The sequence below is a fragment of the Kitasatospora sp. NPDC015121 genome, assembly GCF_055562955.1.
The window spans coordinates 220,019-242,150 of the sequence record NZ_JBVHEH010000009.1 but is presented as its reverse complement, the minus strand read 5'-3'; the positions used below and the strand labels follow the sequence as shown (position 1 = coordinate 242,150).

The following is a 22,132-nucleotide window of genomic DNA, read 5'->3' as shown; positions in this document are numbered from 1 at the left end:
CGACCACGCCGGTCATTGGGGGACGCCCGGACGCTGTGCGACCATGGCGGTTGCGCCGCGTACCGCCGAAGCACCGTCCCCAGGAGAACGCCGATGACCGCCGCCGAGCCGACGTCCGCCGCCGCTCCCGACCGCTCCGCCCCCGACCGCTCCGCCCCCGACCTCTCCGCCTCCGTCGCCGGGCCGGCCCCCGTCGCCGGGCCGGTCTTCCGGGCGGCCGGGCTCCGGGACGTGCCGGCCCTGGTGGCGCTGGTCGAGTCGGCCTACCGGGGCGAGTCCAGCCGGGCCGGCTGGACCACCGAGGCGCACCTGCTGGAGGGGCAGCGCACCGACGAGGCCGCCGTCACCGACCTGCTGACCCGCCCCGACTCGGTGGTGCTGCTGGTCGAGCGGGACGGCGCCCCGATCGCCTGCTGCCACGTCGAACGGCGCGGCGGCGCGGCGTACTTCGGCATGTTCTCGGTCTCCCCGACGGTCCAGGGCGGCGGCCTGGGCCGCCGGGTGCTGGCCCGGGCCGAGGAGTGGGCCCGGGCCGCGTGGGGCGTGACCGCGATGGAGATGACGGTCATCGAGCAGCGCACCGAGCTGATCGCCTGGTACGAGCGCCGGGGCTTCGCCCGTACCGGCGAGTTCGAGCCCTTCCCCTACGGCGACCAGCGCTTCGGTGTGCCGCTCCGCTCCGACCTGCGCTTCGCCAAGCTGGCCAAGTCGCTGGTGGCGCAGGACGACTGACGGACCGTCACCAGGCGGACGGGGCCGGCGGGGCGACCACCGGCGGGCGGTCGTCGCAGGTGAGGGTGTTGGGCAGCTCCCAGGGCGCCAGCCAGGCGCCGGTGGTGCCACCGCCGGAGTTGCCGCCCAGGTCGGTGACCGTGAACTCGGAGCCGGCCGGGGTGAAGTGGAAGGTGCCGCAGTTGTTGACGCCGACGGCGCCGACGTTGCGGGCGGTGACGTTGCGGAAGCTCGCCGAGCCGGCCGTGCGGGCGCTGAGCACCGAGGTGCCGGTGCCGTCGATCCTCACGTCCTCGAAGGCCAGGTGCGCCAGCTTGTACCGGTCCTTCACGCCCCACTCGGCGACCGCCATGATCGCGTTGTAGGTGGAGTCGAGGTAGTGGTCGCCGCTGACCTTGACGTCGGCGTCGACGTCCCGGTCCAGCACCTCGAACCAGATCGCGCCGAGGCCGATGTTCCAGTTCAGCTCGTAGGTGCCGGCCCGCACGGTGGTGTTGTCGGTGAAGTGCAGGTAGCCGGCGAACGGCTCGGCGCCGAAGCGCGAGCCGGCGTGCAGGCCGGAGCCCTCGCGGACCGGGTCGGCGACCAGGTTGGCGGAGACGGTGGTGTCGGTGCCGCCGTACACGGCGATGGCGTTGGCCAGGGTCGGCGACTGCACGGTGTTGTGGTCGACGGTGACCCGGGCGTCCGCGGTCTTCTCCGACCAGAGCGCGATGCCGTCGTCGCCGGTGTTGCGCAGGAAGTTGTCGCGGATCACCGAGTCGGTCACGCCGGTGTGGAAGTTGATGCCGTCGGCGATCTGGTCGGCGATCTGGTTGCCGGTGATCCGCAGGTTCCGCATCGGGCCGTCCAGCCAGATGCCGACCTTGGTGTGGTGGACGTACAGGCCCTCGATGCTGGAGTCGCTGAACGCGCCGCCGACGCCGTTGACCTGGTCGGTGTCGATCCGCTCCCGGACGTCGCCCTCGATCGCGAAGCCGGAGAGGTGGACGTTGCGGCTGCCGCCCTGCGCCGCGTCCTTGCCGTAGAGGCCGACGCCGGTGTGCACGCTGCCGTCCGGAGCGGGCGTGGCCAGGGTCTGCTGGGTGCCCTTGAGCACGGTGTACCAGCTGCCCGCGCCGATCAGCGTCACGTCGTCGACCACCAGGTGGCGGTTGACCTGGAACACGCCCGGCGGCAGGTAGACCGGCAGGCGCAGGGCCCTGGCCAGCCCGATCGCCCGCTCGACGGCGTCCGCCGAGTCGCGCCGCCCGGTCGGGTCCGCGCCCAGCGCCAGCACGTTGACGGCCTTCGGCTCGACGTGCGGGGCGGCCACCAGCTGCGAGTCCAGCAGGTCGATCACCGCCCACGGCGCCTTCGACCCGGCGGGCAGCGCGATCCGGACCTTGTCGCCCGCCCGGTAGGTGCGGCCGAGCAGCAGCCGCTGCTCGTCGTACAGGTGGCCGGGCCGGAACGGGGTGGCCACCGTCGGGGCGGGGGTGGTCGCGGCGGGCACGCAGCCGCACTCGGTGATCCACCAGTCCGGGTGCAGCAGCCCGGCCCCCGGGTCGTTGCTGAACGGGTACTGGTTGTACAGCCAGGAGTACTGGCTGGTCGCCGCCAGCTGCCGACGGTCCCTGCCGTTGACCGTGACGTCCAGCGGCGCGCTGATCCCGCCGCCGCCCGCCGCGTCCGGCAGGCTGTAGCGGACGGTGACCGCGTTGGCGGCCGCCGGCAGGGTGAACTCCACGTACTGGCCGGGGGCCAGCTTCACCGCGCTGCGGCCCGAGGCCTCCGCGGCCAGGGTGTACGCGGTGCGGTCGGCGGCGAGCACGCTGCCGGTGGTGGCCGCGTGCTCCGCCTCCTGCTCCAGGAAGTCCACCCGGGCGCCGCGCCCCGAGGTCAGCGCCGGATCGATCCCGGCCCGGGTCACCACCGCGCCGCCCGACGAGCCCGCCGAGCCCGCCGAGGCGGACGCGGCCCGGGCGGTCGGCGCGCACAGCGCCACCCCGAGGCCGAGCACGGAGGCGACCACCACCGCCCCGGCGCGGGCCGAACGGGACGGCGCGGAACGGGGGGAGGGGAGGGCGGGGGCAGCAGTCATCGGGGACCGGCTCTCTGGAAGGCGTGGTGGGGTGAGCCGACAGTAGGGGCGTCCCCGGCCCTGCCACAAGAGAGCTGCGCGGAAATTTCTCCCCGATGTCAGATTCTTGCGAACTGTGAGTCAGTCGTTGCGGTGCGATCAGCCCTCGACGGCCGACGCCCCCGGCTCCCGCCCGCGCTCCGCCGCCCACTCCACGTACCGCCCCGACTCCCGGGTCAACCCCATCAGGAACCACAGCAGCAGCGCCGTGTCGTCACCCCAGCCCAGCACCGGCAGGAAGTCCGGCACCGCGTCGACCGGGCTCAGCAGGTACACCCCGACCGCCACCGTCAGCGCCGCCAGCTTCCCCGGCCCCACCCCCGGGTAGCGCCCCGCCAGCACGTCCCGCAGCAGCCCCGGCAGCGCCCGCAGCCGCGCCCCCAGCCCGGGCGCGCCCGGCCGCCGGGTCTCCCGGTACAGCCCCCACGCCGACCGGGTCACCGCCGCCCTGTCCAGCCCGCGCACCCGGCCCGCCCTGCCCCGGCCCTTGTCGCCGCCCTTGCCCTTGCCACTGCCGCTACCACTGCCACTGCCCACCGCGGTCCTCCCGGGACGAAGCCTCCGACTCGTACCACCTCCCCCACGGTACGGGACCGCCCCCGCGCCCCCCAGGGCCCGCACCGGACCGTGACACGCCGGGGACACGCCGGGGACGCGCCGTGCGGACGTGCGCGCCGCGCGGGTCCGGTCGATGCTGGCCGCATGACGAGCACGAGCCGCAGCGCCGCCGAGGAGCCCCTGGTCCGGGTCGCCGAGTTCCGCACCGACAGCCGCTACCGCCTGGTCCACTTCCGGGGCGTCGGCTGGAAGCCGCTCGCCCCCGAGGAGTTCGAACCCGAGCTGCACCGCCACTTCCCCGACCTCGACCCGCGCGACCCCGTCCGGGTCCACTGGGACGACCGCCCCTGGGAGTGGCCCGCCTGGCGCCCCGGCGAAGCCTGATCCGACCGCCCGACCGCCCGACCGCCCGACCGCCCGACCGCCCGACCGCCCGACCGCTCGCCTGCCCGCCTGCCCGGCCGCCGCGCCGGGCTCAGCGGGTCGCGGCCAGCAGCGCCAGCACCTCCGAGGTGGTGCCGGTCTCGCCCAGCCGGGGGAAGACCCAGCGCACGCTGTGGCGGTGCGCCTCCGCGTCCAGGTCGGTCATCGCGTCCACCGCCAGCGTCACGTGGTAGCCGTGCTCGTGCGCGGCCCGCGCCGTCGACTCCACCCCGATGCTGGTCGCGATGCCCGCCAGCACCACCTGGGTGACGCCCCGGCGGCGCAGCTGCACGTCCAGGTCGGTGCCGTGGAACGCGCCCCAGTTGTGCTTGGTCACCACCAGGTCGGACGGCTCCGCCAGCTCCGCCGCGAGCCGGTCCCAGCCCGCCGGCCGGGCCGGGCCGCCCCCGCCCCGGTTCTGCTCGGTCCGGCCGGGCGGCACGTCCCCGCCGTCGGCCGCGAAGGACACCCGCACCAGCACCACCGGCAGCTTCGCGGCCCGGAACGCCCCGGCCAGCTCGACGGCGCGCCCCAGCACCTCGGCGGCGGGGTGCGGCGCGGTGGGGGCGGCCAGGATGCCCTGCTGCAGGTCGACGACGACCAGGGCGGTGTTCGGGTCGAGCGCGGTGACGGACACGGCGGAGCCTTTCGTCGGGGCGTGCGGACGACCCGGGGCCCGGATCGTCCAGTTCCACTGCGCAGGTTACCTGCACAGTTCGGACGCTCCGGGCCCCGGGGCCGAACCCTCCGGGCTCAGCCCGCCAGCTGCGCCTCGATCGCGGCCACCAGCTCCGCCGACTCCGGCTCGGTCCGCGGCCGGAACCGCCCGACCACCTCGCCGTCCGCCGACACCAGGAACTTCTCGAAGTTCCACTGCACGTCCCCGGCCTCACCGCCGGCGTCCGCGGTCTCCGTCAGCCGGGCGTACAGCGGGTGCCGCTCCGCGCCGTTCACGTCGATCTTCTCGAACAGCGGGAAGGACACCCCGTACGTGGTCGAGCAGAACTCCTGGATCTCCTCCGCCGTGCCCGGCTCCTGCCCCATGAACTGGTTGCACGGGAACCCGAGCACCGTGAACCCGCGCTCGCCGTACTTCTCCTGCAACCGCTCCAGGCCCGCGTACTGCGGGGTCAGCCCGCACTTCGACGCCACGTTCACCAGCAGCAGCACCTTCCCCCGGTACGCCTCCAGCGAGGACGGCTCGCCCGCCAGCGTCCGGATCGGGAGCTCGAACAGCGAATCCGCCATGACCCGCACCTGCCTTCGTCTTGAGTCGACATGCCAACGCCCCGAACCTACCCCGCCACCCCGCCCCGGCGGAGCCTTCCGGGCCACGGACCGCCCGCGTGGTGCGATGGACCGGCGGAACACGCACAGTCACCAGGCGAACGGACGGACGGCGATGACCCAGTACACCGACCTGCGGGCGGTCTTCCTCAACTGCACCCTCAAGCGCAGCCCCGAACGCAGCCACACCCAGGGCCTGATCGACCTCAGCGCCGGCATCCTGCGCCGCCAGGGCGTCCAGGTCGAGGAGGTCCGCCCGGTCGACCACGACATCGCCACCGGCGTCTGGCCCGACATGACCGAGCACGGCTGGGACACCGACGAGTGGCCCGTCCTCTACTCGCAGCTGATGAACGCCGACATCCTCACCCTGGCCGGCCCGGTCTGGCTGGGGGACAACTCCTCCGTCATGAAGAAGGTGATCGAGCGGTTGTACGCCTGCTCGTCCGTCCTCAACCAGCACGGCCAGTACGCCTACTACGGCCGGGTCGGCGGCTGCCTGATCACCGGGAACGAGGACGGTGCCAAGCACTGCGCGATGAACGTGCTCTACAGCCTGCAGCACCTCGGCTTCACCATCCCCCCGCAGGCCGACGCGGGCTGGGTGGGCCCGGCCGGGCCCGGCCCGTCCTACCTGGACGAGGGCTCGGGGGGTCCGGAGAACGACTTCACCAACCGCAACGTCACCTTCATGACCTGGAACCAGCTGCACCTGGCGCGGATGCTGAAGGACGCGGGCGGCATCCCGGCGCACGGCAACCAGCGCTCCGAGTGGGACGCCGGCTGCCGCTTCGACTTCGAGAACCCCGAGCACCGGTAGGGCCCTCGGCGGTGCCACGGCACCGCGGTACCGTGGCACCGCGCGGTCAGGGTGTGGTGAGGTCGAACCGGTTGACCGTCACCGAGCCGCCGAGCGCCTGCGTCGCGTAGTCGAAGACGGCGAAGCGGTAACCGGGGTAGAACTGCCAGGCGTTGCCCATGGTGAAGCCGGGGCCGAGCCGGGTGAAGTTCACGCCGTCGGTGCTGTAGGAGAACAGTGCCTGCCGGCCCGTGCCGGGTCTGATGTCCGCGTTGACGCGCAGCCAGATCCGGCTGCCGGTGACGGCCGCGCTCGCCGCTTCGGTCCCGGTGCTCGTGGTGTTCCAGTTGCCGTCCATGGCCAGGCCGTTGGTCATGACCAGCCGGGTCGCGCCGTTGTCCCGTCTGAGCCCGATCCAGGCCGACGAGTCGCGCAGCATCGCCAGCCCGGCCCGGTCGCCGTCGCGCATCCCGGAGGCGTCGAGCTGGACGGTGGCGGTGGACGACGGCCCGAGGATGCGGTGGGTGAGCGTGTTGCGGGCCGCGTAGAGGTCTCCGGTGACGGTCGCGGTCTGCAGCCGCAGCCCGTTGCCCGCGGACCACTTCGTGTTGTCCGGATTGTGGTTCCACTCCCACTCGGGGCCGAGCACGGCCGTCGTGAAGGTGTCGCTGCCGGTGGGCGGCTTGACGGTGCGCGAGGAGGCGGGGACGTTCGGGCGCGGGTAGGACGCCCCCCAGGCGCCGTTGACGGTCTGCAGGACGGGCCAGCCGTCCGCCGTCCACGTCACGGGTGCCAGCACCGGGACCCGTCCGCCCGGGTAGGCGTCGACGAAGGCCATGTAGTACCAGTCGCCGTTCTGGGTCTGCACCAGTCCGCCCTGGTGCGGCACCCCGCCGCCGGCGACCGGCCCGGGGAGGTTGAGCAGGACCTGGTGCATCTCGTACGGCCCGAAGGGGCTGCTCGACTTGAGGACGTACTGGCCGTTGGCCGGGTGCGTGACGAAGATGTAGTAGCTGCCGTTGCGCTTGTAGAAGCGCGAGCCCTCGATGGTTCCGACGTTCGACGGAGAGGTGAACACCGGCTGGGCCCTCACCTGGCTCAGGCCGTCGGCGGACAGCTGCGCGACGCTGATCGTGGTGTTGCCGTACGCGACGTACATGGTGTCGTCGTCGTCGACGAGCAGGCCCGCGTCGTAGTAGCAGGTGTTGATCTGTGAGCGCTTCTGCCAGGTGCCGTCGACCGCCGTCGCGGTGTACACGTAGGTCCGGTTGTACTCGACGCAGCCGATCCAGTAGAAGTTCCGGTTGCTGGGGCGGTAGTTGAGGGCCGACGCGTAGACCCCCTTGACGTACGCCTGCCCCCCGCCGAGGTCGTACTTGGCGGAACCGAAGTCGAGGCTCGGCACCGAGTGGCCGGCGAACTCCCAGTTCACCAGGTCGTAGGAGCGCAGGACGGGGGCTCCGGGGGAGTAGTGCATCGTCGAGGCCGAGTAGTAGTAGGCGTCGCCCACCCGGATGACGTCGCCGTCCGCCAGGTCCTCCCAGAGGACCGGGTTCGTGAACGTCCCGGTTCCGCCGCCGGTGACGGGGACGAGTTGCCACTGCTGGTTGGCGCCGCCCCAGTCCTGGTACTGCACCACCTTTCCGCCGTCCGCCGTGGAGGCGTTCTGGACCTCGACCGCCTTGCCGCTGTTCCGGTTGAGCAGCCGGACGTACCCGTCGGCCGAATCGGCGAGCCGGAACTGCTGGTTGGTGCCGTTCAGGTCCGTCCACTGCACGACCGGCGCGCCGTCGGCCGTCGACCGGCCCTGGACGTCCAGCACCTTCCCCGAGTGCCGGTTCTGCAGCCGGAAGTAGCCGCCGCCCGAGTCGAGGAAGCGCCACTGCTGGTTGTCGGCGTTCGACCGCGCCCACTGCACCACCGACGAGCCGTCGGAGGTGGCGAAGTCGTAGTCGTCCATCGCCTTGCCGCTGCCGCGGTTGACCAGCACGTACCAGGTGCCGGTGTCCACCGAGGCCGCCGCCGCGGGCGGGGGCGCCACCGCGGCCAGCAGACCGGCGAGCAGTGTTCCCACCAGGGTCGCCACCCAGGCCGCCCGTCGGCGCGGGCCGTTTCGTCGGGTTCTCATCCCGTCTCCGATCGGATGAATTGTTAGCGCTAACAATCTTGCTCGGAGGGCACGGCGCACACACCGGGGAAACGAGCCCGCGCCCCCGCCCGGGGCTGCCCGCTGAAGTGAACACCTGCGCCTGACGCACCGTCAAGGCATCCGGCGCGGGAACCCCGCCGTCCGAGGGCTTCGCGGGGTGCCCACCCGCCGGTCGCCCGTCGGTCGGAGTGCCGCCGGTCGGAGCGCCGTCAGTCGGAGCGTGGGCGGTCGGCGGGGGGCGGCCAGGGGCCCTCGGCCTCGCCCGGGGCGAGGCGGTTCACCACTTCGGCGAGGGCGGTGCACGCCTGCTCGATGGTGACGAGGGTGTTCTCGCGTTCGGTGGTGACGGCGGCGAGCAGCAGTCCGGTCAGGGCGGTGACGCCGTTGAGGGCCTGCAACTGGACCATCACGGCGAGCAGGCCGTGGTCGGCGAACGGGCCGACGTGGTCGACGGCGGCGGGAACGGCGAAGACGGACACCACCAGGACGCACGGCGCGGCGCCGGGCAACCGGAAGCGCAGCGCCGCCCACATCACCACCGGCAGGACCAGGAAGAGCAGCGAGAGCGGGCTGCGGGTCGCCGTGAGCACGGTGACGACGGTGGCCGCCAGCAGGCCGAGGGCCTCCGCCCAGCGGCGCGGCGGTACGTCGCGGGGCATCCGGACGGCGCGCACCGCCAGCAGCAGCGGGGTGACCACCAGCACGCCCATCGCGTCGCCCGTCCACCACGCCGTCCAGGCGGGCCAGAACTGGTGCGGGGCCAGCGCGCCCTCGGACACCAGCAGCAGGCAGGCGGCGGTCGCACTGATCAGCGTGGAGGCGAGCGCCCCCAGGAAGACCAGCGCCACACCGTCCCGCAGCCGGTCGAGCTCGACCCGGAAGCCCACCCGGGCCAGCAGCACGACGGCCACCACCGGGGCGAGCGTGTTGCCCGCCGCGATGGCGAAGGAGGCGGGGGTGATCGCCCCGAAGCCCGCGATGACCAGCAGGGCGCCGAGCGCGATCCCGGGCCACACGCGCAGGCCGAGCAGCAGCAGGCCGGCCACGGCGACGCCGGTCGGCGGCCACAGCGGGGTGACGTGGACGCCGCCCACGACGACCTGCGTCAGCAGGCCGAGCCGGCCCCCCGCCCAGTAGACGAGCGCGACGCCGAGGATCGACAAGCCGGTCACCGCGGTCTCTCCGGCCTTCGCGTTGCGCAGCACAGCAGCCATCTCATCGCACGCCGCCGCCCGCCCCGGCCGTGACACGCCCGGAGGGCCGGCCGGGACGCGCGGATCCGCTCCGGCCACCCGCCGCCGCCGGGCGCCGTCACGGCCCGCCGTGGCAGAGCACCAGGACGGCGGCGTCGTCCTGGTGCCCGGTGAGGTCGGCGACCTCCATCACCCGGCCGGCCAGCTCCCCGGGCTCGGCGCCCACCCCCGTGCGCACCCGCCGCAGGACGTGCTCCAGCCCGGTGTCGAGCGGGAACGCGGGCCCCTCCACCACGCCGTCGGTGACCAGGACGACCGCTTCCGTTCCGGACAGGCGCCGCCGCGTCACCGGGTACACCTCGCCGGGTTCGATGCCGAGCGGCAGCCCCGCCCCGTCGGCGTTCTCGGTGTCCTCGATCCCGGACCGGCCGTCGGCGGTGGCCCAGATCGCCGGGACGTGGCCGGCCCGGGCGACGGACAGTTCGCGGGTGGCGGGGTCGAAGCGCAGGAAGCAGCAGGTGGCGAAGAGGCCGTCGGGCAGGGACAGCAGCAGTTCGTTGGTCCGGGCCAGCACCTCGCCGGGGTCGCTCGCCGCGGTGGCCAGCGCCCGCAGGCCGATCCGGACCTGGCCCATGAACACGGCCGCCTCGACGTCGTGGCCCTGCACGTCGCCGATGGTCAGCCCGAGCGTCCCGTCCGGCAGCCGGAAGCCGTCGTACCAGTCGCCGCCGATGTCCAGGCCGTGGCGCGCGGGCGCGTACCGGGCGGCGGTCCGCAGCCCGGGCAGGCTCGGCAGCGCGGCCGGGAGCAGCTCGCGCTGCAGCGCCATGGCGAGTTCGACCCGGGCCCGCTGCCGCTCGGCGTGCTCCAGCGCCCGGGCGGTGAGCTCGCCGAGCTTGCCCAGCAGTTCGTGCGCGTCGGCGGGGTGCGACGGGGGACGGCGACGGCTCACGGGCGGCTCCAGCACGGCCTCGGCTGACGGACGGCGGGCGGCTGTCCCGCCCCCGCCCGCATCCATTGTCCCTTCACCCGATCGGACCCGCCCGCGCGGCCGCCGGCGGGCCGCCGACGCCTCCGGGCGCGGGACTTCGGCGAGCGCCCCGCGGAGGAGTTCGCCCAGGTCGGGGGCCCGGAGACCGAGCGCGGTGAGCCAGCGGACGACCTGGGGGACGGGTGCGCGCATCTCCCGGGCCCGGGAGATCAGCCCGTCGGGCACCTCCCGGCAGGAGGCCGGAACGCCGTGGGCGTCGAAGCCGTGGGCGTCGAAAGGGCCCACCAGGAGGACGGACCGTCCGGGTCCAGCATCGGCTCGTCCAGCTCGTCGGGGTGCGACGGGGCACGCAGCGGCACCTGGTCCGACGGCATCGCGGCCAGCACCGTTGTGTCGTCCACCAGTTCGCGACAGAAGCGGGCGAGGTCGTCCGAGGGGGGTCGGGGGGCGCCGAGGGAACCGGGAGGAGCCCGTCGCCCGGGCCCCCCGGGGCGGCGGGTCGGGGCGGGGGGTCCCCGCGGGGGCGGTGCGTGGCCTAGGCTCGGGGGCATGTCGAACCCTGACGGGCTGCTCGTCGACATCGCCGCGATGGTCGAGTCCGAGCACAGCAACCAGATGTCCGTGACGGTGGTGGTACCGGGTGCGGTGATCACCGGACGGCTCGCCCCGGTGGCCCTGTGGTGGGAACGGGTGGCGGACGTCCTCCAAGCCTCGGACCACCTCAAACCGTTCGCCGCCCTGTTCACCCCGCCCCCGCCCGGCGGCGAACCCGAACCGCCCACCCACCTGCACCTGCACCGGGCCCGGATCCTGCAGGGCGACTTCGGGCTGCCGCACACCGGCGGCATGTACCGGATCGCCATCGCCGACATCAGCGCCTGGTCGGTCGGCGACCTCAGCTACTCCGACGCCTGACCCGCCCGCCCCCGCCACGGAAGAACGCCCGGGCCCCGCGTCGAAGGACGCGGGGCCCGGGCGGTTCCGTGCCGCCCGCCCCGGGGCGGGCGGCGGTTCAGGCGCGGGGCGGGCGGGTCGCGGTGTCGAGGTAGAAGGCGTCGATGCTCTGGACGGCCTGCTCGAACTCCGCCAGGTTCACCGGCTTGGTGACGTAGGCGTTCGCGTGGCTGCTGTACGCGCCGGTGACGTCGTCGGGCGCGGCGGAGGTGGTGAGGACGACGACGGGGATCGTCCGCAGGTCCTCGTCGGACTTGAGCACCCGCAGCAGGTCGCGCCCGTTCATCCGGGGCATGTTGAGGTCGAGGACGATCAGGTCGGGGCGGGGCGAGCCCGGGGCGCGCAGGTGCTCCAGGGCGGCGACACCGTCGGTGACCTGGACGAGGTTGCGGGGGCCGCGCTCGGCCAGGGCCTCCTCGATGAGCATGGCGTCGGCCACGTCGTCCTCCACCAGCAGCACGTCGAAGGCGTAGGTGGGGCTGGTCATGATCGGGGTCTCCGTAGGTGCTTCGTCGGAATGGTCGTAGAGGCCCGGCCAGCGGTGCCGGGCCCCTTGGCGGGTCAGCCCGCAGGCGGAGCCGAGCTGGGGGTAGCCGGCTCCGGCCAGGGCCGCTTCCCTGGCCGCTCCCGCCCGGAGGCGTTCCGCGGCCCGCTGCAACTGGTCCGCGATGTGCAGCATGCCCAGGGCCCGCCCCATCCGGCCTCCCCCGGTTCCGGACGGGGCGGCCTCCTCCAGGAGCAGGTCCGCGAGGTGCCGTGCCGTACGGGCCAGCGCGGCGTCCATGATCGCGGACGTCTCCCGCGCTGCGGACCGCATGGCGAAGTCGTTCCCGGGCATGAGTGGAACGATAGGCCCTCGCCCCACCCCCGACAACAACGCTTGTCCCGCTATCCCTACAGTGGGCGCTGCGCCGCCTCTCCGGGTCGGCCGTCACCGGAGAGGTACAGACCATGCAGGACGATCCGAGGGCCCCGCGCCCGCGCCCGCTGTCCCCGTGGACGACCCGGCGCTGGCTGAGGGCGGGCGCCGCGCTCTCCCTGGCGGTCCTCGCCGTGCTCGGCGTCCTCGGCTACTGGGTGCTGGACCGGTCCCAGACCATCAGCACCCAACTCGTGGACGTCCGCTCGCCCGCGATGTCCACCGCGTTCCGGCTGGAGTCGGTCCTGCTCAACCAGGAGACCGGGATCCGCGGCTACGGCCTCACCGGGAACCCGGAGTTCCTGCGCCCCTACCAGCAGGGCCTGGTCGACGAGAAGACCCACGTCGCCACTCTGACCCGGCTCCTGCACGGCGACGACGACGCGCTCGCGGACCTCGCCGCCGTCGAGGCCGCCGCCGCCGAGTGGCAGCGGGAGATCGCCGAACCGATCGCCGCCTCTCCCCCCGGAGTGCCCTCCCCGCAGGCCGCGGCGTCGGCCACCGCGGGCAAGGACGCCTTCGACCGCCTCCGGGGCGCCCTGACCCGCGAACAGGACCACCTGCGGGCCGCCCGCGCCGCCGCCCGGGCCGACCTCCTCGCCACCACCCGGACGCGCAACTGGGTGTTCGCCGCGATCGCGGCCGTCATCGCCGTGCTCACCGCACTGGCCTTCGAGGGGCTGCGCCGGGGCATCAACCGGCCGCTGGAGCGGCTGAGCGCGGACGCCCGCCGGATCGCCGAGGGTGACTTCGAGCACCCCATCGTCCCCACCGGCCCCGCCGACCTGCGCCGCCTCAGCGCCGAGATCGACCTCATGCGCCAGCGGCTGACCCGGGAGCTGGCGTTCACCGAACAGGCCCGCCTGCGCCTGGACGCCCAGGCCGCCGAGCTCCAGCGCTCCAACACCGAGCTGGAACAGTTCGCCTACGTGGCCTCGCACGACCTCCAGGAGCCGCTGCGCAAGGTCTCCAGCTTCACGCAGCTGCTCCGGCGCCGCTACGGCGGCCGGCTCGACGCCAAGGCCGACCAGTACATCGACTTCGCGGTCGACGGCGCCAACCGGATGCAGGTCATGATCAACGACCTGCTCGACTTCTCCCGGGTCGGCCGGGTCCACCACACCCACCAGGAGGTCGACCTGGAGGAGGTGCTGGCGCGCACCCTGGAGACGCTGAGCGTCGGCATCGAGGAGGCGCAGGGGGAGATCACCCACGACCCGCTGCCGACCCTGGTCGCCGACCCCACCCAGATGGGCATGCTCTGGCAGAACCTGATCGGCAACGCCGTCAAGTTCCGCCGCCCCGGGACCCCCCCGCGCATCCACGTCGGCGCCGAGCGGGACGGCGAACTGTGGCGCTTCGCCGTCACCGACAACGGCATCGGCATCCCCGCCGAGTTCGCCGTCAAGGTCTTCGTCATCTTCCAGCGCCTGCACACCAAGGACGTCTACGCCGGCAGCGGCATCGGCCTCGCCATGTGCAAGAAGATCGTCGAGTTCCACGGCGGCACCATCGAGGTCGACCCGACCCGCACCGAAGGCGCCCGCATCACCTTCACCCTCGCCCCCGAACCCCCGGAGACCCCCGAACCCCCGGAGTTCCCCGGTGCCCCGGCCGTCGAGGCGGCCGCCCCCGCCGAGCCGGAGCGACAGCCGCGATGACCGCCCCCCTCACCGTCACCCCCGGGCCCCAGGCGGAGGAACCCACCTACCGCATCCTGCTCATCGAGGACGACGACGCGGACGCCCTGCTGGTCGAGGAGCTCCTGCACGACACCGGGCTGGGCTTCGAACTCACCGTCGAGCCCACCCTCGCCGGGGCCAAGGCCCTCCTGGCCGAGCGGAGGATCGACTGCATCCTGCTCGACCTGCACCTGCCCGACGCGGCCGGCACCGCCGCCGTCACCGCGGTCCGCGACCTCGCACCGCACAACGCCGTCATCGTCCTCACCGGCCTCGCCGAGAACCGGGCCGGCGCCGAGGCGATGGCCGCCGGCGCCCAGGACTACCTGGTCAAGGGCAAGGTCGAGGCCGAACTGCTGCGCCGCACCCTGCGCTACGCCGTCTACCGCAGCCGGACCGAGCGCGCCGCCATCGAGGCCCAGGCCAGCCGCCTGCGCGCCGAGGAGAACGCCCGCCTGGAGCGCGGCCTGCTCCCGCCCCCCATGCTCGGCACCTCGACGGTCACGGTGACCAGCCGCTACATACCCGGCGCCCCGATGGCGCTGCTCGGCGGCGACTTCCTCGACGTCGTCGAGGGCGACGACGGCTTCCTGCACGCCGTCGTCGGCGACGTCAGCGGCCACGGCCCCGACGCCGCCGCCCTCGGCGTCCTACTGCGGATCGCCTGGCGCTCGCTCGTCCTCGGCGGCCACCGGGGCGAGGACCTGCTGAACCTGATGGAACGCGTCCTGGTCGCCGAACGCGGCCACGCCTCGCTCTTCGCCACCTGCACCCTGCTCACCCTCGACCAGGAGAACCGCACCGCCACGCTCCACCTCGCCGGCCACCACGAACCCCTGCTGACCACCGACCGGGGGACCCGGCCGGTGAGCGCCGCCCACGGCGTCGCGCTGGGCATCATGCCGGGCCTGTGCGACTGGCCCCGCACGGTCCTCCCGCTCCCCGAGCGCGGCTCCCTGACCCTCTACACCGACGGCCTCGTCGAGGGGTACGACGGCGACACCGGCCGACGGCTCGGCACCGACGGGCTGCTCTCCCTGATCGGCGCCCCCGACACCGCGGACCCGGCCGGATCCGCCGCCCGGATCGACCGGATCATCGAGCGGGCCCAGGCCCTCAACGCCGGCCGCCACACCGACGACCTCGCCGTCCTGCGCCTCGACTGGGGGCGCGGGCAGCGGACCGCCGACCCCGGACGCGCCGCCGGCACGACGGGTGGATGACCCGCGGGTTCAGGGGTAGGCGGGTGCGGACGGGGGAGACCCCAAACCCGCCGGGCACGGCAGGGAGCGGGCCGCCGAGGCCGCCACCCGCCCCTGCCCGGGCGGAGCACCCACAGCGTCAAGGCCGACAGGGCCGGGATCAACGAGAGGGCACAGCGATGAGCCACCCGTTCCAGAGCGACGAACCCGCGCGGACCGACCAGCTCCGCGAGCAGGCCGAGCACGACCGTGAGGACCTCGGCCGCCCGGCCGAGAAGGCGGCGGCCGAGGGGTCGACGGCGGAGGCCGAGGCGTCGACGACCGGGGCCGAGGCGGAGGAGCCGGCCGGGGCCGAGGTGGAGGAGCAGGCCGGGGAGCACGCGGCGCGGGCGGAGGAGCAGGCCGCCGGAACGGCCGCGCAGCTGGCCGACCGGCTCCGCGAGAAGGCCGGACGGGCCGCCGAGCTGGTCAGGGAGAAGACCCCGGACCCGGTGCTCGACAAGGCGGTCCAGGCCGCGGCGCAGGTCCGCGAGTCCGCGGCCCGGGCCGGGCAGTTGGCGGCCGAGAAGACGCCGGACGAGCTCGGCGAGAAGGCGGCGAGCGCCGCCGCGCTGGTCCGGGCCAACCGCACCCCGCTGCTGGCCGGGGCCGCGGTGCTGACGGCGGTCCTCCTCCTGCTGCGCGGCCGGAGGCGCAAGTGAAGGCGGTCGCGGTCCTCTACAAGCCGGTCGGGCTGACGCTCGGCGTCGCGGGCGGCATGCTCGCGGGCGTCGCCTTCCGGCAGGTGTGGAAGGCGATCGGCCACACCGACGACGCACCGGACGCCACCGACGAGGACCGCACGTGGCGGGAGGTGCTGTTCGCCGCCTCCCTCCAGGGCGCGGTCTTCGGACTGGTCAAAGCGACCGTCGACCGTGGCGGGGCCACCGCCGTGCGGCGCCTGACGGGGACGTGGCCGGACTGACCCCGCGCCGGACCCCGCGCACCGACGCTCCACTCCGCCCCCGGCCGTCAGGCCGGGGGCGGAGTGTTGCACGGGGCCCGCGGACGGGCGGTGGGGGATCAGACCCGGACGCCGGGCTCCTCGGGGAGCGGCTGCGGTTCGGGCGCGGTGGCGGAGCGGGTGAGGCGGGCGGCGATCGGCTCGGTCCAGCGGGCGGCGAGCGGGCCGATGACGACCAGCAGCAGGACGTACGCGGTGGCGAGCGGGCCCAGCGAGGGCTCGATGCCGGCGGCGACGGCGAGGCCGGCGATCACGATGGAGAACTCGCCCCGGGCGACCAGCGCGCCGCCCGCCCGCCAGCGGCCCTTGGCGGCGATGCCGGCCCGGCGGGCGGCCCAGTAGCCGGTGGCGACCTTGGTGACGGCGGTGGTGACGGCCAGTGCCAGGGCGGGCAGCAGGACCGGCGGGATGCTGGCCGGGTTGGTGTTCAGGCCGAAGAAGACGAAGAACACGGCGGCGAACAGGTCGCGCAGCGGGCTGAGCAGGGTGTGCGCGCCCTCCGCGGCCTCGCCGGACAGCGCGATGCCGACCAGGAACGCGCCGACCGCCGCCGAGACCTGCAACTGCTGCGCGACGCCCGCGACCAGCAGGGTCAGGCCGAGCACCACCAGCAGCAGCTTCTCCGGGTCGTCGTGCGAGACGAACCGCGAGATCAGCCGCCCGTACCGGAGCGCGACGAAGAGGACCAGGCCCGCGGTCGCCAGCGCGATGGCGAGGGTGACGCTGCCGACCAGCAGGCCGGCCCCGGCCAGCAGGGCGGTCAGGATCGGCAGGTAGACCGCCATCGCCAGGTCCTCCAGCACCAGGATGCTCAGGATCACCGGCGTCTCCCGGTTGCCCAGCCGCCCCAGGTCGCCCAGCACCTTCGCGATCACGCCGGACGAGGAGATCCAGGTGACGCCGGCCAGCACGACGGCGGCGACCGGCCCCCAGCCCAGCAGCAGGGCCATCGTCGCGCCGGGCAGCGCGTTGAGGACGAAGTCGACGATCCCGGCCGGGTACTGGCTCTTCAGATTGGTGACCAGGTCGGCGGCCGTGTACTCCAGGCCGAGCATCAGCAGCAGCAGGACCACGCCGATCTCGGCGCCGGTGGCGACGAACTCCCCGCTGGCGCTCAGCGGCAGCAGCCCGCCCCGGCCGAAGGCGAGGCCGCCGAGCAGGTACAGCGGGATGGGGGAGAGGCCGTAGCGGGAACCGATGCGTCCGAGCAGCCCGAGGGCGAGGATGATCGCACCGAGTTCGATGAAGACCGTGGCGGTGTGCAAGCGTTCACTCCCTTCCGAGGATCACGGCGGCGGCGTCCACGCCTTCGCGGGTGCCGATCAGGATCAGGGTGTCCCCGCCCGCCAGCCGGAAGTCCGGCGCAGGGGAGGGCACGGCACCGGTCCGGCGCAGCACCGCGACGATCGACACGCCCGTGTCGGTCCGCATTCGGGTCTCGCCCAGGGCCCGGCCGTTCCAGAACGAGGAACCGGACAGCTCGACCCGCTCGGCGACCAGCCCCAGGCCGGAGGTGTGCAGCACGTTCGGACTGTGGTGCGACGGCGTCAGCGCGTCCACCAGCGCCGCCGACTCACCCTCCGTCAGGTGCAGCGAGTGCGCGCAGGCGTCCGGGTCCTCGCGGCGGTAGGTGTTCAGGGTGCGGGTGCCGTCCCGGTGGGCGACCACCGAGACGTGCTGCCGTTCCCGGGTGGTCAGGTCGTACCGCACGCCGATGCCGGGCAGCGGGGTCGATTGGAGACGTGAGACGGGCACGGGGATCCCTCCGGGCGCGGGGCGTGGTTGGCTCGTACCACCTTTTCAGAGCGGGGCCCCGGGCCGGAAGGTCAATCGAAGGTAAAGGGATCGTCAAAAGCGTGACATTTCCCACGTCCTGCCCTCGGAGGGGCCGGCCGGGGGCGGGGGAGCGGGGTGGCGGAGGGTGGTTACGGTGGGCGGATGACGAACGAACCGCGGCTTGAGCCGATCACCCCCGCCAACCTCGACGCCGCGATCGGGATCAGGGTCCGGCCGGAGCAGGAGCACCTGGTGTCGCCGGTGGTGAACTCGCTCGCGGAGGCGTACGTCTACCCCGGGGTGGCGTGGCCGCGGCTGATCGTCGACGGGGAGCGGGTGGTGGGGTTCCTGATGGCGTTCTTCGACATCGACTTCAGGGGCGACGGCGGCACCGACATCCGCTCCGGGCTGTGGCGGCTCAACATCGCGGCCGGCGAACAGGGGCGCGGGTACGGCCGGTTCGCGGTGGAGGCGGTGGCCGCCGAGATCCGCCGCCGGGGCGGCGGCCGGATGACCGTCACCTGGCACCCGGGCGCGGACGGCCCCGAGGGCTTCTACCTGGGACTGGGCTTCCGCCGGACGGGCGAGACCAGCGGGACCGACCTGGTGGGGGAGTTGGAGCTGACGCGGGACCGAGTCCGGGACCGCTGAGGGATGTCCCGGCCCCGGCCTCGGCCCCGGACGGCGGCGGGGCGGGTGGGCGCGCCGGCAGGGGCCTCCTGCCCGGGGCGCCGGTGGGGGCGTCGTTCCGGGGTCCGGGCGAGGTCGGGGACCCACGGCGCCGCCGACTCCTTCGAGTCCGGCGCGGCGTGCCGGTGACCGCCGCCGGGAGGGGAGTCGGCGCCACCACGGCGCCCGGCTGCCGGCCGTCCAGGCCGAAGGGGACGGCCGGCCGCATCCTGGGCGGAGTCCCCGGGTGCTCCGACGGCCGTGAGGGCGGCGTTCGCCCGGTCCGGTGCTTCCGGCGGCAACTCGGCGCCGCCGAGCAGCAGTAGTAGCAGCAGCGTTGTCGTGGACGCCGGGCGCGGGCGGGACGTCCGCAAACGGCGCGGCGTCGTCGTGTGCTGCGCTAGCCTCGGAGCGCGAGCCGGCGGGCGTCGAGGCGGACCTCGACCGAGGGCGAAGAGCGGGGGAGCGGCGGCGTGGGCGGGTGGCGGATCTGGCTGCAGGAGCAACCGGCCCTCGCCATGGTCGAGATCTCCGAGGCCGACGCCGACCTGTTCGCGCTCGTCAACGCCGCGCTGATCCTCCTCGACGGCCGCGCCGGCGCGCCCGTCGACGAGTGGGGCGACCTGCGCAGCGTCGTCCTGGCCCCCACCGTCACCGCCGAGCTGTTCGTCGACCCCGACGAGCGCACCATCGACGTGCTCCGGCTGGTCTGGCTGCCGCTCTGAAGCGGCGGGGCGCCGCCCTTCCTTCGGTGACCCCTTTCGTCCCGCCGCCCCCTCCTCTCCCGGGCCCGGGTGGATGCCCGCGCTGACCCTCCATTGGGAGAGCGCTCTCCCGCGATGATCCGACGAGAGCGAGATGTTTGCCGTCAGGGTCTCTACTTTTCTCTCGCCATGAACTAACCTGATGCGGCGGCGTTTCCCCCAGGTAAAGCCGAGGTTTCAAGTCGTCCCCACAGAAGACTTGACGCCCGGTGCGGCCTGCCGCGAGACTCCGAGCGGAGAGCGCTCTCCAAGGCTTTCCCACCCCCACCCCACCCACCGCTCACAGCAGGAGGAGCCAATGCGGCTCGCCCCTCCCCCCTCCGGTGCCCCCATGCGCCGGACGCCTGCCGTACTCGCCGCCGCGGCCCTGGTCGCGGGTGCCGTCACGATGATCCCGGGAACCGCGCAGGCCGCGGACTCGGTGATCTCCCAGGGCAAGGCCGTCACCGCCTCGTCCAGCGAGAACGGCGGCACCCCGGCCACCGCCGCCGTCGACGGCAGCCTCGGGACCCGCTGGTCCTCGGCCGCCTCGGACCAGCAGTGGCTGCAGGTCGACCTCGGCGCCGTCGCGAGCATCAGCAAGGTGCAGCTCAACTGGGAGGCCGCGTACGGCAAGGCCTACCAGATCCAGACGTCCAACGACGGCACCACCTGGACGACGGTCTACTCCACCACCACCGGCGCCGGCGGCACCGAGGTGCTGAACGTGTCCGGCTCCGGCCGGTACGTCCGGATGAACGGCATCACCCGCGGCACCGGCTACGGCTACTCCCTCTGGGAGTTCCAGGTGTACGGCTCGTTCGGGGGCACCACCCCGACCCCGACCTGTTCCGCGGACAACGCCGCGCAGGGCAAGGCCGCGACCGCCTCGTCCACCGAGAACGGCGGCACCCCGGCGTCCGCCGCCGTGGACGGCAGCACCGGGACCCGCTGGTCCTCGGCCGCCGCCGACCCGCAGTGGCTGCAGGTCGACCTCGGCAGCGTCCAGCAGCTGTGCCAGGTCGACCTCAGGTGGGAGGCCGCGTACGGCAAGGCGTACCAGATCCAGACGTCCAACGACGGCACCAGCTGGGCGACGGTCTACTCCACCACCACCGGCGCCGGCGGCACCGAGACGCTCACCGTCTCCGGCTCCGGCCGCTACGTGCGGATGTACGGCACCCAGCGCGCCACCGCCTACGGCTACTCGCTGTGGGAGCTGGGCGTGCACACCGGTGGCGGCGGCTCGACCACCCCGCCGGTGCAGGGCGGCGGCGACCTCGGCCCGAACGTGCTGGTCTTCGACCCGTCCACGCCGAACATCCAGGCCACGGTCGACGACGTCTTCAAGAAGCAGGAGTCGAACCAGTTCGGCACCGAGCGCTACGCGCTGCTGTTCAAGCCGGGCACGTACAACAACATCAACGCCCAGATCGGCTTCTACACCTCGATCGCCGGCCTCGGCCTGAACCCGGACGACACCACCTTCAACGGCGACGTCACCGTCGACGCGGGCTGGTTCAACGGCAACGCCACCCAGAACTTCTGGCGCTCCGCCGAGAACCTGCACCTCAAGCCGGTCAGCGGCACCGACCGCTGGGCCGTCTCGCAGGCCGCGCCGTTCCGCCGGATGCACGTCGAGGGCGGCCTCAACCTCGCCCCGAACGGGTACGGTTGGGCCTCGGGCGGCTACATCGCCGACTCGAAGATCGACGGCCAGGTCGGCAACTACTCGCAGCAGCAGTGGTACACCCGCGACAGCTCGATCGGCGGCTTCTCCAACGGCGTCTGGAACCAGACCTTCTCCGGCGTCCAGGGCGCGCCCGCCCAGGGCTTCCCGAACCCGCCGTACACCACGCTCGACACCACGCCCGTCTCGCAGGAGAAGCCGTTCCTCTACCTGGACGGCAACGCCTACAAGGTGTTCGTGCCCGCCAAGCGCACCAACGCCCGCGGCACCTCCTGGGGCGCCGGCACCCCGCAGGGCAGCTCGCTGCCGCTCGACCAGTTCTACGTGGTGAAGTCCGGCGCGACCGCCGCGAGCATCAACCAGGCGCTCGCCCAGGGCCTCAACCTGCTCTTCACCCCCGGCGTCTACCACGTCGACCAGACCATCAACGTCACCCGCCCGGACACCGTGGTGCTCGGCCTCGGCCTCGCCACCGTCATCCCGGACAACGGCGTCACCGCGATCAAGGTCGCCGACGTCGACGGCGTCAAGGTCTCCGGCCTGCTGCTGGACGCCGGCACCGTCAACTCCCCGGCCCTGCTCCAGGTCGGCAACGCCACCCCCGGAGCCAACCACGCGGCCGACCCGACCGTCATCCAGGACGTCTTCGTCCGGGTCGGCGGCGTCACCGCCGGCAAGGCCACCAACGGCATGGTGATCAACAGCAACAACACCATCGTCGACCACACCTGGATCTGGCGCGCCGACCACGGCGCGGGCGTCGGCTGGGAGACCAACCGCTCCGACTACGGCTTCGTCGTGGGCGGCAACGACGTCCTCGCCACCGGCCTGTTCGTCGAGCACTTCAACAAGTACGACGTGTGGTGGAAGGGCAACGGCGGCCGGACGATCTTCTTCCAGAACGAGAAGGCGTACGACGCGCCCAACCAGGCCGCGATCCAGAACGGCAGCACCAAGGGCTACGCCGCGTACAAGGTCGAGGACAGCGTCACCACCCACGAGGGCTGGGGCCTGGGCAGCTACTGCTACTTCAACGTCGACCCGACCATCGTGATGGACCACGGCTTCGAGGTCCCGAACGCGCCCGGCGTCAAGCTGCACGACGTCCTGGTCAACTCGCTCGGCGGCAACGGCCAGTTCCTGCACGTGGTCAACAACACCGGCGCCGGCACCTCCGGCACCGGGACCGTCCCCTCCAACCTGGTCTCCTACCCGTGACGGTAGCCGACGGCCGGTAGGA

At 73.6% G+C, this 22,132-nt stretch carries 21 protein-coding genes; 11 read left to right on the top strand and 10 right to left on the bottom strand.

The features are described from left to right. Nucleotides 1-93 precede the first annotated feature (93 nt). Complete coding sequence (locus ACZ3J7_RS15780) at nt 94-732, top strand: GNAT family N-acetyltransferase (protein ID WP_465620959.1); 639 nt, start codon at nt 94-96, stop codon at nt 730-732. Nucleotides 733-739: 7 nt separating this feature from the next. Here ACZ3J7_RS15780 and ACZ3J7_RS15775 read toward each other — a convergent pair whose 3' ends face one another. Then, on the bottom strand, nt 740-2,815 hold the full coding sequence (locus tag ACZ3J7_RS15775; protein ID WP_465620958.1) for a glycosyl hydrolase family 28-related protein: 2,076 nt from the start codon (nt 2,813-2,815) through the stop codon (nt 740-742). A gap of 138 nt (nt 2,816-2,953) precedes the next feature. Further along, a complete protein-coding gene (locus ACZ3J7_RS15770) occupies nt 2,954-3,391 on the bottom strand; it encodes a YkvA family protein (protein ID WP_465620956.1) in 438 nt (145 codons plus the stop codon). A gap of 165 nt (nt 3,392-3,556) precedes the next feature. Between ACZ3J7_RS15770 and ACZ3J7_RS15765 the strand changes: the two genes are divergently transcribed. Beyond that, complete coding sequence (locus ACZ3J7_RS15765; RefSeq protein ID WP_465620953.1) at nt 3,557-3,796, top strand: hypothetical protein; 240 nt, start codon at nt 3,557-3,559, stop codon at nt 3,794-3,796. A 91-nt stretch (nt 3,797-3,887) separates the two neighbouring features. Here the strand turns inward: ACZ3J7_RS15765 and ACZ3J7_RS15760 are convergent, their stop codons facing one another. Together ACZ3J7_RS15760 and ACZ3J7_RS15755 are read right to left on the bottom strand one after the other, a co-directional pair. Continuing rightward, the gene (locus ACZ3J7_RS15760; RefSeq protein WP_465620951.1) at nt 3,888-4,472 is read right to left on the bottom strand and encodes an isochorismatase family protein; all 585 of its coding nucleotides are present in this window, start codon (nt 4,470-4,472) and stop codon (nt 3,888-3,890) included. 116 nt (nt 4,473-4,588) lie between these two features. Then, nucleotides 4,589-5,083 (bottom strand): glutathione peroxidase, encoded by a 495-nt coding sequence (locus ACZ3J7_RS15755; protein ID WP_465620948.1) that lies wholly within the window; start codon nt 5,081-5,083, stop codon nt 4,589-4,591. Between the two features lie 154 nt (nt 5,084-5,237). Here ACZ3J7_RS15755 and ACZ3J7_RS15750 point away from each other — a divergent pair, with 154 nt between their 5' ends. Then, nucleotides 5,238-5,942, top strand: a complete 705-nt coding sequence (locus ACZ3J7_RS15750) for a flavodoxin family protein (protein WP_465620946.1) — start codon at nt 5,238-5,240, stop codon at nt 5,940-5,942. A 46-nt stretch (nt 5,943-5,988) separates the two neighbouring features. Here ACZ3J7_RS15750 and ACZ3J7_RS15745 read toward each other — a convergent pair whose 3' ends face one another. From ACZ3J7_RS15745 to ACZ3J7_RS15735, 3 genes are all read right to left on the bottom strand, one after another. After that, the gene (locus ACZ3J7_RS15745; RefSeq protein WP_465620944.1) at nt 5,989-8,049 is read right to left on the bottom strand and encodes a family 43 glycosylhydrolase; all 2,061 of its coding nucleotides are present in this window, start codon (nt 8,047-8,049) and stop codon (nt 5,989-5,991) included. Between the two features lie 230 nt (nt 8,050-8,279). After that, nucleotides 8,280-9,284, bottom strand: coding sequence for an MASE1 domain-containing protein (locus tag ACZ3J7_RS15740; RefSeq protein WP_465620942.1), 1,005 nt, complete (start codon nt 9,282-9,284; stop codon nt 8,280-8,282). A gap of 97 nt (nt 9,285-9,381) precedes the next feature. Beyond that, nucleotides 9,382-10,215 carry a PP2C family protein-serine/threonine phosphatase gene (locus ACZ3J7_RS15735; protein ID WP_465621107.1) on the bottom strand — a complete coding sequence of 278 codons (834 nt, stop codon included), beginning with the start codon at nt 10,213-10,215 and terminating at the stop codon, nt 9,382-9,384. A gap of 588 nt (nt 10,216-10,803) precedes the next feature. Here ACZ3J7_RS15735 and ACZ3J7_RS15730 point away from each other — a divergent pair. Further along, nucleotides 10,804-11,169, top strand: a complete 366-nt coding sequence (locus ACZ3J7_RS15730) for a hypothetical protein (RefSeq protein WP_465620940.1) — start codon at nt 10,804-10,806, stop codon at nt 11,167-11,169. A gap of 97 nt (nt 11,170-11,266) precedes the next feature. Here ACZ3J7_RS15730 and ACZ3J7_RS15725 read toward each other — a convergent pair whose 3' ends face one another. Continuing rightward, nucleotides 11,267-12,046, bottom strand: a complete 780-nt coding sequence (locus ACZ3J7_RS15725) for a response regulator (protein ID WP_465620938.1) — start codon at nt 12,044-12,046, stop codon at nt 11,267-11,269. Between the two features lie 113 nt (nt 12,047-12,159). On the opposite strand from ACZ3J7_RS15725, the gene ACZ3J7_RS15720 reads away from it, so the two are divergent. The 4 genes from ACZ3J7_RS15720 (at nt 12,160) to ACZ3J7_RS15705 (ending at nt 15,975) form a co-directional block, all read left to right on the top strand. Continuing rightward, on the top strand, nt 12,160-13,788 hold the full coding sequence (locus ACZ3J7_RS15720; protein ID WP_465620937.1) for a CHASE3 domain-containing protein: 1,629 nt from the start codon (nt 12,160-12,162) through the stop codon (nt 13,786-13,788). Further along, nucleotides 13,785-15,032, top strand: a complete 1,248-nt coding sequence (locus ACZ3J7_RS15715) for a PP2C family protein-serine/threonine phosphatase (RefSeq protein ID WP_465620934.1) — start codon at nt 13,785-13,787, stop codon at nt 15,030-15,032. Before ACZ3J7_RS15720 ends, ACZ3J7_RS15715 begins: the two co-directional genes overlap by 4 nt. Before the next feature lie 158 nt (nt 15,033-15,190). Continuing rightward, on the top strand, nt 15,191-15,712 hold the full coding sequence (locus tag ACZ3J7_RS15710; RefSeq protein ID WP_465620932.1) for a hypothetical protein: 522 nt from the start codon (nt 15,191-15,193) through the stop codon (nt 15,710-15,712). Further along, nucleotides 15,709-15,975: a DUF4235 domain-containing protein gene (locus tag ACZ3J7_RS15705; protein WP_465620929.1), complete on the top strand. Its 267-nt coding sequence runs from the start codon at nt 15,709-15,711 to the stop codon at nt 15,973-15,975. The genes ACZ3J7_RS15710 and ACZ3J7_RS15705 overlap by 4 nt, the downstream gene beginning before the upstream one ends. Nucleotides 15,976-16,073: 98 nt before the next feature. Here the strand turns inward: ACZ3J7_RS15705 and ACZ3J7_RS15700 are convergent, their stop codons facing one another. Beyond that, entirely contained in the window at nt 16,074-17,279 is a 1,206-nt protein-coding gene (locus ACZ3J7_RS15700) for a cation:proton antiporter (protein ID WP_465620927.1), read from the bottom strand. A gap of 4 nt (nt 17,280-17,283) precedes the next feature. Further along, on the bottom strand, nt 17,284-17,769 hold the full coding sequence (locus ACZ3J7_RS15695; protein ID WP_465620926.1) for a cation:proton antiporter regulatory subunit: 486 nt from the start codon (nt 17,767-17,769) through the stop codon (nt 17,284-17,286). Nucleotides 17,770-17,952: 183 nt separating this feature from the next. Here ACZ3J7_RS15695 and ACZ3J7_RS15690 point away from each other — a divergent pair, with 183 nt between their 5' ends. The 3 genes from ACZ3J7_RS15690 (at nt 17,953) to ACZ3J7_RS15680 (ending at nt 22,110) form a co-directional block, all read left to right on the top strand. Then, nucleotides 17,953-18,441: a GNAT family N-acetyltransferase gene (locus tag ACZ3J7_RS15690; protein ID WP_465620924.1), complete on the top strand. Its 489-nt coding sequence runs from the start codon at nt 17,953-17,955 to the stop codon at nt 18,439-18,441. A gap of 491 nt (nt 18,442-18,932) precedes the next feature. Continuing rightward, the gene (locus tag ACZ3J7_RS15685; protein ID WP_465620922.1) at nt 18,933-19,184 is read left to right on the top strand and encodes a hypothetical protein; all 252 of its coding nucleotides are present in this window, start codon (nt 18,933-18,935) and stop codon (nt 19,182-19,184) included. Nucleotides 19,185-19,554: 370 nt separating this feature from the next. Further along, entirely contained in the window at nt 19,555-22,110 is a 2,556-nt protein-coding gene (locus tag ACZ3J7_RS15680; protein WP_465620921.1) for a discoidin domain-containing protein, read from the top strand. Nucleotides 22,111-22,132: the final 22 nt, after the last annotated feature.